10 protein-coding genes are annotated in these 14,822 nt (G+C 29.4%); all 10 read left to right on the top strand.

Annotated elements, in window-relative coordinates; translation table 11 throughout:
* The first annotated feature begins 20 nt into the window (after window positions 1-20).
* The 10 genes from IC213_RS03635 (at window position 21) to dpaL (ending at window position 14,700) form a co-directional block, all read left to right on the top strand.
* Window positions 21-1,955 (top strand): AAA family ATPase, encoded by a 1,935-nt coding sequence (locus IC213_RS03635; protein WP_227862753.1) that lies wholly within the window; start codon window positions 21-23, stop codon window positions 1,953-1,955.
* Window positions 1,948-3,216, top strand: a complete 1,269-nt coding sequence (locus tag IC213_RS03640; RefSeq protein WP_227862754.1) for an McrC family protein — start codon at window positions 1,948-1,950, stop codon at window positions 3,214-3,216. Before IC213_RS03635 ends, IC213_RS03640 begins: the two co-directional genes overlap by 8 nt.
* A 336-nt stretch (window positions 3,217-3,552) precedes the next feature.
* Window positions 3,553-4,593: a sigma-54 interaction domain-containing protein gene (locus IC213_RS03645; RefSeq protein ID WP_227434740.1), complete on the top strand. Its 1,041-nt coding sequence runs from the start codon at window positions 3,553-3,555 to the stop codon at window positions 4,591-4,593.
* 346 nt (window positions 4,594-4,939) lie between these two features.
* Complete coding sequence (locus tag IC213_RS03650) at window positions 4,940-6,262, top strand: nucleobase:cation symporter-2 family protein (RefSeq protein WP_227862853.1); 1,323 nt, start codon at window positions 4,940-4,942, stop codon at window positions 6,260-6,262.
* A 295-nt stretch (window positions 6,263-6,557) separates the two neighbouring features.
* A complete protein-coding gene (locus tag IC213_RS03655) occupies window positions 6,558-7,919 on the top strand; it encodes a uracil-xanthine permease family protein (RefSeq protein WP_227434739.1) in 1,362 nt (453 codons plus the stop codon).
* Window positions 7,920-7,991: 72 nt separating this feature from the next.
* On the top strand, window positions 7,992-9,386 hold the full coding sequence (locus IC213_RS03660) for an amidohydrolase family protein (protein WP_227434738.1): 1,395 nt from the start codon (window positions 7,992-7,994) through the stop codon (window positions 9,384-9,386).
* A gap of 61 nt (window positions 9,387-9,447) precedes the next feature.
* Window positions 9,448-9,918: a (2Fe-2S)-binding protein gene (locus IC213_RS03665; protein WP_227434737.1), complete on the top strand. Its 471-nt coding sequence runs from the start codon at window positions 9,448-9,450 to the stop codon at window positions 9,916-9,918.
* Window positions 9,919-9,920: 2 nt separating this feature from the next.
* Window positions 9,921-12,137 (top strand): xanthine dehydrogenase family protein molybdopterin-binding subunit, encoded by a 2,217-nt coding sequence (locus tag IC213_RS03670; RefSeq protein ID WP_227434736.1) that lies wholly within the window; start codon window positions 9,921-9,923, stop codon window positions 12,135-12,137.
* 81 nt (window positions 12,138-12,218) lie between these two features.
* The gene (locus IC213_RS03675) at window positions 12,219-12,890 is read left to right on the top strand and encodes a flavodoxin family protein (protein WP_227434735.1); all 672 of its coding nucleotides are present in this window, start codon (window positions 12,219-12,221) and stop codon (window positions 12,888-12,890) included.
* Window positions 12,891-13,485: 595 nt separating this feature from the next.
* Window positions 13,486-14,700 (top strand): diaminopropionate ammonia-lyase, encoded by a 1,215-nt coding sequence (dpaL, locus tag IC213_RS03680; RefSeq protein WP_227830595.1) that lies wholly within the window; start codon window positions 13,486-13,488, stop codon window positions 14,698-14,700.
* The last annotated feature ends 122 nt before the right edge of the window (window positions 14,701-14,822 follow it).

Genomic DNA, 14,822 nt, shown 5'->3' on the forward strand with positions numbered 1-14,822 from the left:
TAGATATTAAGGAGAAGTATATGTCTGAAAATATAAATGTTACAGAGTATTGGCTAATGGAAGAATTTTTTTATCAAGAGACAGATACACCACAAATTTTTAAAGAAGAAAGCATAATTGCATTGGGATTTGATATAAAAATAAATTTAAAAAAAGTGCTTAATATGGGAAAAAAATCTGAAAAATACATTAATGAGAACTGTAATGACAAAGATTTTATAAAAAAATTTATTTCAGTTAAAAAAGGAGATTATTTTCTATATAAGGCATATCAAAATGTAGAAGAAAAAATTAAGTATAGTGTTCTTATTGGTATTGTTGAAGAAAGTTTTGAAAATGGTTATGAATTAAGTCATATCTTGGGTCATACATTACCTATAAAATGGATGTACACATTTGATACAGTTTTAAATTGTAAAATATATACGAGTGAGTTTTATAAATTAAATAATGAAGATATAAATACATATTTAGACATTATTAAATTGCAACATAATAAATCATTAAAAAAAAGAATAGAAGAAAATGACAATAATAAATGGTACCTAAAAAACTATTATTATATAGATGTAGATAAGTGTGTAGAGAATGAAGAACTGTTTATTCAACCCACTAATTTAGAACAATTAGAAAACTTGAAAAATATAAATACAGATGATTATATTCTAGTATATAATAGCGAAAAAGTAAGTTACGAAAATGACCATACAATGAAAAGCTTATTTGGTGTTTGTCAAGTTAAAGAGGGTTTTGATAAAGACAAAATAACTACTTCAGAAGGTGGATGTTTTTTACCTGTAGAATGGATAGAAAATGAAAAAGAGAATATTGATGGAAATGCATGGGTTATCTTTGAAAATAATAATTTAGTTGAAAAATATATAAAAAGATGTATTAATAAAATTCCATTAAATACCATACTTTATGGTCCACCAGGGACGGGTAAAACATATAATGCAAAACAAATAGTTTATAATTTAATAAATGAAACTAGTTTAAAAAATAATGATTGTACAAGTTATGTAGATTATAAAAATAATGTAGAATTTTGTACTTTTCATCAATCATATGGATATGAAGAGTTTATAGAAGGTCTCAAATCCGATGGTGAAGGTAATTTTAAGCCAGAAGATGGTATATTGAAGGAAATATCTATAGAAGCATGTTACGATGGGTTGAAACTTGAAAAGAAGCTAAATCTTGAGTTAGAAAAAGATACTTTAACTATAGAAGATGTAAAGGCAAGAAAAAAGATGTTGGTGCTTGATAATATAGAAGATGTCGAGAACTTTAATTTTGAAGAATCAGAAAACTATGTTTTAATAATAGATGAAATCAATAGAGGAAATATATCTAAAATATTTGGGGAATTAATAACATTATTAGAAGATGATAAAAGACTTACTAAATCAAATCAAACTATCGTAAAACTACCATATTCAAAAGAAAGATTTTCTCTACCTCCAAATTTATATATAATTGGTACTATGAATACATCAGATAAATCCATAGCTCTTTTAGATATAGCTTTGAGAAGAAGATTTGCTTTTGAAGAAATTATGCCAGACTATGATTTATTGTCCGTTGTAGATGGAATAGATGTTAAAAATATGCTATATACAATTAATAAGAGAATAGAGTTTTTATATGATAGAGACCATGTTATTGGACAGGCCTACTTACTAAATGTAGAAAATATTGATGATATAGTGGCCATATTTAGAAAAAAAATAATACCACTTCTTCAAGAATATTTCTATTATGACTCAGAAAAAGTAGGACTTATTTTAGGTGGTATAGGTAAAAATGAAAAGGATAAATATATTGTTTATAAGGAAGAAATCACAGCATCTAAATTATTTAAAAATAATAATTCATCAATAATGGAAAGTAAAGTTAATTATTGTATAAAACGAAATATATCTATTGAGGAGTTAAAAAATATATATGAGTAAAAATATATATGTAAAGGAAACTTATGAATGGATAAAAGTAGGTAATGGTGAAAATGAACTTACAGAAACTGAATATGAAAAATTACTTAAATATCTGGATAATAATAAGGATGTGTTAAAGAGTAATATAATAGATATCAGATATAAAAAACTGAGATTCATAAATTATGTAGGTGTTATATATTTTGAAAATGTAATATTGGAGATACTTCCAAAGCTGTCATTAAGTAATGATATTGTAAAAGATAGAGAAATGCTATTACAAATGCTTTCTACATGTAATAAGATTCCAATTATAATAAACGAAAATATAAAATCAAGTTTAAAAAATTATAATCTCATGAATTTTTTTGTTATGTATTTTATTGAAAGTATGCAAATGCAAATTAAGAGAGGGATTTATTTTGAATATATAAATAAGATAGATAATTCGAATGTTGTAAAAGGCAAGATATTAATAAGTAAATATGCAAGAGAAAAAAATATATCTCCAATGAAAATAAAATGTGAATATGATGAGTATAGCGAAAATAATTTTTTGAATCAAGTTTTAAAAAAGGCATGTATATCTATATTATGTAGAGTAAATGACAATTTAATTCAAAATAAGATAAAAAAAATTTTGAGTTATTTTTATAATGTGGACTTAGTTTATATAAATAGAGAAGAACTATTGGATTACAAATTTTATAAAAATAATGATAGATTTAAAGATTGTTACTCATTGGCGAAACTTATACTTTTAAATTTATCGATGGATAACAGCGAAAATAATCAAGATGCATTTTCTATATTATTTGAAATAAACATTTTATATGAAGAATATATCGGAAACTTAATAAAAAATATATGGAATAATGAATTTAGAGAAACGTATATACAAGATAAAAGTAAATTTCTTTTAAAAAATGAGCAAACAGGAAAGAAAACTTTTAATTTAAGACCAGATATAGTTTTATATGATTCAAAATATGAATCTGAAATCATAATTGATACAAAATGGAAAGCTATTGAAGTGGATTCAAATATCTTCTATAGATCAAGTGATATATATCAGATGTATGCATATATAACATCTTATGAAAATGCAAAAAGGTGTATATTATTATATCCTTGTATTAAAAAAGATAAAAATTATAGCTCATGGAGATTATTGGAGTCGTTTAAAGGTAAATTTATAGAAGCAAAAACTGTAAGATTAGATAATATAAAAAACACCATATCTGATTTGAAAAAAATAATTTTTAATTATAAATTTTAAAAATAAGAATTATAAAAATAATAAAAATACATTGTATAAAGCAATAAACAATTTTATAGCATATAAGAACTATAAAAAAATAATAAATGAAAATTTTTGTAAACTATTTTAGATGTTAAACATGGCACTATAATTGCTTATTTAGCATAGAATGCTTGCAAAATAAAGACAGTATACCTGCTAAATTGAAATTTAAGTAGGTATACTTTTTCTTAAGCTTCATTTGAAAATTAAAATATTATTGTAAAATTATAACTAAGCTTTTCTGTTATGATATAATTAAATAGATAATTTAAATGATGATTATATATAATACTTATTTGGAGTTGATATTTTATGGATAAACACAGTGATTCAGTAATGTATGGTGGAATGGAAGTATACAATATTTGGGGAACAACAACAGTAGACTCTATAATTGGGGAGTCTGATGTAATGCTTGCTCTTAAAAATAGAATTTGTAAAATTGGAAATAGTGATTCTACTGTAGCGATAACTGGAGAAAGTGGCACTGGAAAAGAGTTAATAGCAAGAGCCATTCATCTCGCAGGAAACAGAGGGAATAAAACATTCGTTGCTATAAACTGTGCTGCTATACCAGAGCCCTTGCTAGAAAGTGAACTTTTTGGGTATACAAAAGGAGCTTTTAGTGGGGCAGATTCAAAAGGCAAAATTGGTAAATTTGAATTAGCTAATGGAGGAGTTGTATTTCTAGATGAGATAGGGGATATGCCAATTCAATTACAATCAAAGCTTTTGAGAGTGTTACAGGAAAAGAAGTTTACAAGAATAGGTTCAAATGAACTAATTGATATAGATGTTAGAATTATATCAGCTACTAATAGAGATTTATTTGAGTTGGTTAAAGAAAATAAATTTAGAGAAGACTTATATTATAGATTGAATGTAATACCTCTAGAAGTACCTCCTCTTAGAGATAGAGGAGATGATATACAAATATTAATAAATAATTTTATAGATAAATATTCAAGGAAGATGAAGAAAAATGTATACCATATAGAGCCAGATGTAGAACATATGCTGCTTAAATATCCGTGGCCAGGAAATATAAGAGAATTAGAAAACACTATAGAATTGGCTTTAAATCTTCTTGAAGAAGATGGGATAATACATAAAGGTATAATAAATAGAAAGATAATTGAATATTTTAAGTTAAACAAAATAAATATAAAATTACTTGAGGAAAGTGACTATGAAATAAATATGGAACAAGATATACTTACCCTTGAAGAATTTGAGAGAGCATATATAAAAAAGGTATTAAAGTTTTATGGAAATGATACTAAATCTAAAAAGTTAGCTGCTAAAAAGCTTGGAATATCGCTAGCAACATTGTATAGAAAGATAGATGTATAGTAATTATTCTTTTAATTCTCAATTCTAAAATTTGAAATTATAAAATTGATAAAAATCACTTGAAAAACTATTTTCTAAGTGATTTTTTTTGTAATAAGATTTTATTATCCAAAAATAAAAAAAATTTGAAAGAATTTAAAAAAAGAAATGGTTTATCAAATTATTAAATACTAACAAATATAATAAAAATTATATATGTAAAACAATTTTGTTAAAATATTGGCATTATAATTGCTTCATATTAAATCAAGATGACAAAATAAAAAAGAAAGGATGTTGAATAATAACTGTCATTAAAAAATAGTTGGGAGTGATAACCTTGAGTAAATATCAAAAAAGTGTATCTATGTTTGATATTGATGGAAGGCCACCAATTTTAAAGTGTTTACCACTATCAATGCAGCATATACTAGCAATGATAGTTGGAACTGTCACAGTACCTATAGTTGTGGGAGGAGCTGTTGGTGCTAGTGCCACACAAATAACACTTTTAGTGCAATATGCATTAATAATAGCTGGAATATCAACACTTATACAACTATATCCAATAGTAAATATTGGTTCAAGATTGCCTATAATTTTTGGAGTCGGTTTTACTTATGTGCCAACACTCGTAGCAGTTGGAGGAAGTTATGGACTAGCGAGCATATTGGGAGCACAATTAATAGGGGGAGTGGCTACAGTATTAATAGGAATATTTATAAAAAAGATAAGAAAATTTTTTCCTAATATAGTTGCAGGAACAGTAGTTTTTACAATTGGATTATCTTTATATCCTATAGCAATAAATTATATGGCAGGTGGTGTAAATAGCCCTACTTATGGCTCTATGCAAAATTGGGCAGTAGCAGCTATAACACTAGTGGTAGTTATAGGTATTAGTCAATTTGCAAAAGGTTATGCAAAATTGGCAGCAATATTTTTGGGAATTATAGTTGGATATTGTGTATCTTTAGTTTTGGGCATAATAAATTTTGACCCTATTAGAGAGGCAGCTTGGTTTGCTATACCTAAGCCACTTGAATTTGGACTTAAATTTGATATACCAGTAGTAATCTCTGTAGTAATTGTAAGTATAATCAATGCTGTTCAAGCAATTGGAGATTTGTCAGCTACTACAATGGGAGGTATGGATAGAAATATAACAGATAAAGAACTGTCAAGTGGAGTAATAGGAAGTGGAATTTGTACTATGATAGGTGCTTTGTTTGGAGGTTTACCACCATCATCATATAGTCAAAATGTAGGTATGGTAGCTATGAACAAAGTAATAAGCAGATTTGTGCTTGGAATAGCTGGTATATTTATGTTATTATCGGGGTTTGTACCTAAGTTTGGTGCATTGATGACAACTATACCATATTCTGTTTTAGGAGGGGCTACAATATCTATATTCAGTATGATAACAATGACAGGTATAAAGTTAATTATTACAGAAGAATTGTCATCAAGGAATATTACTATTGTAGGTTTGGCAATAGCTTTAGGTATGGGAATAACATCAGTTCCGGCAGCACAGGAAGCATTTCCTCCATTTGTAAAGTTAGTATTTGGAGAATCTCCAATAGTAATTGCGACATTGGTTGCATTTGTTTTAAATCTAATAATACCAAATAAAAGTCTAGAAGATGAAGCTAAAGAAAGAGCTGTTATGGAAAAGGCTAATTAAAAAATGATAATTTAAAAGGGTTGTTTAAATTATTTTATTATGAGATTGTTAGATTACTTCAGATAGCTATTCATTTTAATAAGAAATTTAATAAAGAGTATACATCAGACATTTAATGTTTAGTCAAAAAGAAAATCGGGGAGGGTATATTTGCACGTTTGTTAAATTTTTATAAAAATAGCTCAGTTTAGCTGTGGTTATCGGTTGAGCAATAAATTCATGGTCATAAAAATATTTATAGAAAATAATTATAAAATATTTAGTCAAGATATTTATGTATGGGAGGATTTATTTTATGAAAACACGTAATACTTCAAAATATGATGTGGATGGGATACCACCACTAAAGGAATCGGTACCTTTAGCTTTACAACATTTGTTAGCAATGATAGTAGGAAATATGGTGCCTGCAATATTAATAGCAAACGTGGTAGGACTTAACCAGGGGCAAGCGACGATGTTGATTCAAGGCTCTATGTTAGCAGCAGGTTTGGCAACGTTTTTACAATTATATCCAATACCTTTATTTAAAGGATTTAAATTAGGTTCAAGATTACCTGTAATGATGGGAATGAGTTATGTATTTTTAGGGGCCTGTCTTTCTGTAGCAGCTAAAGACGGTTTAGCAGCTCTATTTGGAGCACAAATTGCTGCTGGGGTAATCGTATTCTTTGTAGGATTTGCAGTTAAGAAAATTAGACATATATTCACTTCTATAGTTTCTGGAACTATAATAGCATGTATGGGACTTGGATTATTTGCAACAGCTATAAAGAATTTAGCAGGAGGAGAAGGTGCACAAACATTTGGAAGTCCAATAAATTTTATAGTAGGAGTTATAGTTGCTTTTGTAATAATAATGATAAATAAGTATGGTAAAGGCTTAGTTAAAAACTCTTCAATATTAATTGGAATATTAGTAGGATATGCTATATCTTTAGTTTTAGGATTAGTTGATTTTTCTGCAGTTAAAGGTGCAGCTATAGTATCTTTGCCAACACCAGCAGCTTTTGGATTGGAATTTAGACCAGAGTTAATAGTAATGTTTACTATTATTTACATAATAGGTATAGCTGATATGATGGGTGCGTGTACAATAGCAACAATAGGTGCAATGGACAGAGAGGTAACTGATGAAGAGTTATCATCAGTTGTTTTAGGAAACTCTGTAACTTCTATAATTTCATCACTATTTGCAGCTCTTCCAACTGGAGTATTCAGCCAAAACACAGTAATTGTATCTATGAATAAAGTTACAAGTAGATTTGTAATAGCATTAGGAGCACTTGTATTATTGCTAGCAGGAATATCTCCAGCATTAGGAGCAATAATGACAACTATACCATCTTGTGTTGTTGGTGGAGCAACTTTAGTAGTATTTTCATCAATAGCAATGTCTGGTTTCTCTATTATGAGTATGGATGGTTTTACTGAAGAAAATAATCTTATAGCAGGAGTATCTATAGCAACAAGCATGGGTCTTACAACTGCTCCACAAGTTTTAGACCAATTTCCAGCAACAATTGGAACTGTCCTAGGAGGCTCAAGTATAGTTTCTGGAGCAATAATAGCTATATTACTTCAAACACTATTTAAACTAAAAGGAAGTAAGAAAGCTGAAAACGTTACTTCAAATCTTGAGGAAAATATTGGATAAATGTATTAGATATGATATGAGAAAGCTATGTGATAAAATGTTGTAATGAAAGTATTAAAAGGGGGATTTAAGATGATTGATATACTAATAAAAAATGCAATAGTTGTTACAGTTAATAAAAATAGAGAAGTTATATTTGATGGAGCAATAGCTATTCAAGGTGACAGAATCTTAGATATAGGAAATACAGATGATGTTGAGGTGAAGTATACTGATGTTAAAAAGGTTATAGATGCTAAAGGAAAAGTGATATTCCCTGGATTTATAAACACTCATAATCATCTATTCCAAGTATTATTAAAAGGTCTAGGAGACGACATGGCACTTCATGAATGGTTAAACACAATGATGTTTCCATCAGCAAAGTTCTTGACAGAACAAGATACCTATGATGCTGCAATGCTTGGATGTATGGAAGGTTTAAAAAGTGGTATAACTACAATGGTTGATTATATGCATACACATAATAGACCAGGACTTACAGATGGAATAGTAAAAGCATATAAAGATTTAGGTATAAGAGGAGTAGTTGGTAGGGGCTGTATAGATTTAGGTATTCATAAAGAGCTTATAGAAGACGTGGAAACGGTTGAAAAGGATTTGAGAAGAGTATTTGAAAAATATCATAATTCAGAAAATGGAAGAATAAAAATTTGTGTAGCACCTTCTTCAATGTGGGCTATATCTGAAGAAATGGGTAAAATGCTTTGGAATATAGTCAAAGAGTATGATTCATACTTCACAGTTCATATTTCTGAAACTGAATTTGCAAGAACAGCAACAAAAGATATACATGGGGAAATAGATATAAAATTACTTGAAAAATGGGGAATAGTAGGTCCAGAGGTTGTAGCAGTGCATTGTGTATGTATAACTGATGAGGACATGGAAATGCTTAAAAAGTATGATATAAAAGTTTCTCATAATGTTGCAAGTAATATGTATCTTGCTTCTGGTGTTGCACCTGTTCCAGAAATGTTAAAGAAGGGTATAAATGTAAGCTTAGGTCTTGATGGTGCAGCAAGTAACAATGCACAAGATATGGTAGAACTTATGAAATTAACAGCTTTACAACATAAGGTAAACAATTGTGACCCTCTTGCAATTTCTGCAGAAAAAGTCCTTGAAATGGCTACAATTGAGGGAGCAAGAACTCTTAGAATGGAAGATGAAATAGGTTCTTTAGAGGTTGGAAAAAAAGCTGATTTAGTAATATTTAACTCAATGCTTTCTCCAAAATCAATACCTCTTCACAATCCTGTATCAACTTTGGTATACTCAGCTAGTATGCACAATGTAGAAAGTGTCTTAGTTGATGGAAATATAATACTTGAAAATGGTAGAGTTACTACAATTGAAAGTGAAGAACAAGTCTTATTGAATGCTCAACATGCAGCAGAAGAATTATGTAAGAGAGCTAATGTAACTAATAGAATGGAAGGGCATAAGTGGAATAGCTTATACTAGTATAAAAACAAACTTGTAATAATATTCTATTACAACATTAGTTTATCTGTAGGAGGAGAAAATGGAAAAAATAAAATTAAATATTAATGATTACATGTATGAAGTAGAAGTTGAAAAGAATGAAACTCTTTTGCATGTACTTCGTGAAAAATTAAATCTAACTGGAGCGAAACAAGGTTGTAATAGTGGCAGTTGTGGAGCATGTAAAGTTTTGATAGATGGAGTAGATATAAAATCTTGTAAACTTCTTGCAAGGAACTGTGAAGATAAAGTTATATACACTATAGAAAGTTTTGCTAATGGAGAAAATCTTCATCCAATACAAGAAGCTTTTATAGAAGTTGGAGCTGTACAATGTGGATATTGCACTCCTGGCATGATTATAACTACACAAGCTCTTTTAAATAGAAATTCATCTCCTAGTGAAGATGAGATTAGAGAGGCTTTTAAAGAAAATCTCTGCAGATGCACAGGATATATAAAAATTATAGAAGCTGTAAAATTATCTGCAGCTAGATTAGGAGGTAGATAGTTATGGAAAAAGTCATAGGAAAATCATACCCTCTAAAAGATGCAGCTTTAAAAGTTACTGGTCAAATGAAGTATGTAGCAGACATGAAACCGCAAAATGCACTTCATGCTAAAATGCTTTTAAGCCCAGTAGCACATGCAAAAATAAAAAGTATAGATACAAGTGAAGCCGAGAAAATCGTTGGAGTTAGAGCCATAGCTACACATCTCAATACATCACAGAGAAAATATAATGGTTCTTTACGATTTTATGAACATAATATACCTGAAAATGAAGTTATTTTTTCAGATACAGTTAGATTTGTAGGTGACCGTGTAGCAGCAGTTGCAGCAGAAACACCAGAAATAGCAGAAAAAGCTGTAAAACTTATAAAAGTAGAATATGAAGAATTACCAGCTATATTTACTATACAAGATGCAATAAAAGAAGATGCTATATGTATACACGGAGATTCAAACATGGTTTCTCAAAATAATATAAATGGTGGAGATGTAGAAAAAGGTTTTAAAGAATGTGACTACATCTTTGAAGACGAATACTCTACTCCTGCTATACATCATAGTGCAATAGAAACTCACAGCGTAATTGCACATTATGATTATAATGATAAATTGATTGTACATACACCTTGCCAAAATACATTTGGTTTTAGAATAATATTATCTCAAATTTTTGGGATGTCATTAAATAAGATAAGAGTTATAAGACCTGCTATTGGAGGTTCATTTGGTGGGAAATTAGAAATGACAATTGAGCCAGTAGCAGCAGCATTGTCAAAAATGACGAGAAGACCAGTCAAAATGGTTCTTACAAGAAAAGAGTCTATGATATCAACAAGAACTCGTCATGGGTCTTTTGTAAAACTAAAAACTGGTGTAAATAAAGATGGAGAAGTAATAGCACAGGAGATAAAAATATACACAAATACAGGTGCATATGCATCAAGTGCATTAAATGTTATAGGAGCACTTAGCCATAAAGTGTTTAAAGTCTATAAAATACCAAATATAAAATTTACTGGAATACCAGTATATACAAATACACCAATAGCAGGTGCCATGAGAGGTTATGGTTCACCTCAAATATTTATGGCTCAACAAGCTCAATTTGCAAAAATAGCTAAGAAAATAGGTATGGATTTAGTAGATTTTCAAAATAAGAATGCTGTAGAGCCAGATGATGTTGATATAATCTTCCACGGTTCTCTTGGCAATCCTAGAGTTCTTGATTGTATTGAACAAGGTAAAAAAATGTTTAAATGGGATGAGAAGAAAGCTCTTCCAAAAGAAGAAGGAAATTATTTAAGAGGTATAGGTATGGCAATAGGTGCACATGGTAATGGAGTTTTTGGTGCACATAGAGATGTTGTCACATTGACTCTTAAATTAAACGAAGATGGTACACTAACACTACTTACGGGAGCACATGATATGGGTAATGGTGTTGTAACTATGCAAACAATGATGGTAGCTGAAGTTTTGGGAATAACTCCTGATAAAGTTGATACTTTTGAAACTGATACTGATGCATGTACATTTAATCTTGGAGATTATGCAAGTAGAGGTGTATTTGTAGAAGGTGGAGGAGCTAAAAAGACAGCAGAAAAATTAAAGACTTTAATACTGGAAGAAGCAGAAAAATTACTCGAAATTTCAAAAGAAGAGCTATATCTAGATAATGGATATGTAATCAGTAAACTTGATGAAAATATTAAAGCATCATTATCTGATGTTGCAGTATATAGTCAAAGTAAGTCTTTGAGAGAATTGACAGTTGTTGAAGATTACTCTTCTCCAGCAGGTATTACTTCTTATGGTGTACATTTTGCTGAAGTTTTAGTAGATAAAGAAACTAAAGATGTAAAAGTAGTTGATTTTGTAGCTGTACATGATGTTGGTAGAGTTATAAATCCTCTAAATTTAGAAGGTCAATTAGAAGGCGGAATTCATATGGGGTTAGGTTATGCGTTAAGTGAAGAGCTAGCCTTTGATGAGCAAGGAAGACCTAAAGCTACTGATTTTAAAAATTATAAATTATTTAGAACTGTCGATATGCCAAAGTGTCAAGTTGCATTTGTAAATAGTTATGAAAAAGCTGGACCTTTTGGTGGCAAGAGTATTGGTGAATGTGCAGTTGTACCAGTTGCACCTGCTGTAGCAAATGCAGTATATGATGCAACTAATGTAGAGATACATTCATTGCCAATAAAATTAAAATAATAATACTTAAACTTAAAATGAAACTTTATTAAAGTTATAGAAAGTAATAAAAATAGATTTATTTGATGAGGAGATATTGTTATGGCAAAGATATTAGGTATTTGTGGAAGTCCACGTAAAGGAGCAACAGAATATGCAGTATTAGAAGCTTTGAAAGAAGCTGAAACTATACCTGGTATAGAAACTGAGTATTGGTCAGTTAGAGGGAAAAAAATAAGTCCTTGTGTGCATTGTGATGCATGTATAAGAAAAGAGACTATGTGTATCATAAAAGATGACATACAAGAATTAGAGCAAAAAATATTAGAAGCAGATGGAATTATAGTGGGTTCTCCAGTGTATGATATGAATATAACTGCTCAACTTACAGCAGTATTTAATAGACTTCGTCCTATGTATTTAGTTCATCCAGGAAAACTTCAAAATAAAGTTGGAGCAGCTATAACTACTGGTGGAACTAGATATGGTGGTCAAGAATTAACAAAACTTCCTATAATAAATTTCTTCTTAATGCATGAAATGTTAGTATCTGGAGGATTAGGAGGATGCTATATAGGCGGTACAATATGGAGTAAAGATGGAAAAGCAAAAGGGGCTCAAGAAGACGAAACAGGTATGGACACAGTAAAAAGACTTGGAAAAGGTGCTGCAGAAGCAGTTATGGTTTCTAAGTTTGGTCTTGAAAAATGGAATCTTGTAAAAGAAGAATTAGATGTTAAAAAAGATGAAAAATCACCTCTTAGAGACCATTAAAAAGCAATTACTTCTTCAAAAAAAATAAAGACATATGGATATGTGAGATATAAAGTTGACACTCTAAGGGAAAAGGAAATATAGCATTTTACTTTAATCTGACAGATGATAATTACAAATCTGCAATTATTTATGTGAATGCCAAAAGTAGTGTTGTTTGTTTCACTTTATCACAAAATTCCATAACTGAAAACTAAGTTGATACAGTTACAAACTTATATACATACGAGTTGAATTTTTACTATTCGCTCAATAAAAAATAGTGATGTAATAAAATATTACATCACTATTTTATGTCTTTTATTAAATATTTTATAGATTTATATGTCAAAAAATACATAAGGAATACGTTTTAAGTATTAATTTTTAAATTTTAAAAATGAGAATTAAAAAGTGAGAAGATGAAAAAGGTTTTTTTATTATCAAATTCTATATACATTAGATAACCTAATAGATAAAAGTAAAAAAAGTTGAAAGTATTGCAAATTCTATGCTAAATAGACACAGAAAAATATTTGATATATATTAAGTGTTGGCATGTTAATTGCTAATATATAGAGTATAAAAATTTAACAATAATTTGGAGGTATTTTAGATGCTAAAAGAAATTAAATGGAAAGTAAACAATCTGCCAAAGGGCGATAAAGAAAATTGTATCAAATTTTTAAATGAACAAGAAATAACTAAGGTTAGAAACTTCCATAAAAGCTTTCCTCAATATAAAGAAACTCCATTAGCAAACCTAGAAGGTTTAGCAAAAAAATTAGGTGTTGCAGGAGTATATGTTAAGGATGAATCTTATAGATTTGGATTAAATGCATTTAAAGTTTTGGGTGGTTCTTACTCTATGGGTAAATACTTAGCTCAAAGATTAGATACAGATATATCAGAGTTAGGATATGAAAAATTAACTTCAGATGAAATAAAAGAAAAATTAGGAGAAATAACTTTCTTTACAGCTACAGATGGAAATCATGGTAGAGGAGTTGCTTGGACAGCTAATAAATTAGGTCAAAAATCTGTTGTATTAATGCCAAAAGGTTCTTCTGAATTTAGATTAAATAAAATCAAGGGAGAAGGTGCAGATGCTAGTATAACAGACTTAAATTATGATGACGCAGTAAGATTAGCTAATGATTATGCAGAAGCTGATGACCATGGAGTAATGGTTCAAGATACAGCATGGGATGGATATGAAGAAATACCAGCATGGATAATGCAAGGATATGGAACTATGGCTCAAGAAGCTATAGAACAATTAAAAGAATATGGAGTAGATAGACCAACACATGTATTTGTGCAAGCAGGAGTTGGTTCGCTTGCTGGTGCAGTTCAAGGATATGTTGCTTCAATATATGATGAATGCCCAATAACAGTAGTAGTAGAAGCTGATGAGGCAGATTGTTACTATAAATCAGCAGAAGCAGGAGATGGAAAACCAAGATTTGTAGGTGGAGATATGCCAACTATAATGGCAGGTCTTGCTTGTGGAGAACCAAATACTATAGGATTTGAAGTATTAAAAAATCATGCAGCAGCATTCGTTTCAGCACCAGACTGGGTTTCTGCTAAAGGTATGAGAACATTGGGGAATCCTTTAAATGGTGATGAAAAAGTAATCTCTGGAGAGTCTGGAGCGGTTACAACTGGTCTTTTAATAGCAGCTATGGAAAGAGAAGATTTAGCTGACTTAAGAAGAGATTTAAAGTTAGATGAAAATTCAAGAGTACTTTTAATAAGTACAGAAGGAGATACTGACCCTGATAAATACAGAAGTATAGTTTGGGATGGAGAGTATCCAAGCATATAGATAATTATTAAAATATTATCTTTATCAAATAATCATTTACATATTAAAAAGATTATAAGTTCTAAAATTTAGAAATTATATAAATTATAAAGGCTTAAATTAAAATATACATTTATAAAATC

The organism is Clostridioides sp. ES-S-0049-02, assembly GCF_020658465.1.
Classification (GTDB): Bacteria; Bacillota; Clostridia; order Peptostreptococcales; family Peptostreptococcaceae; genus Clostridioides.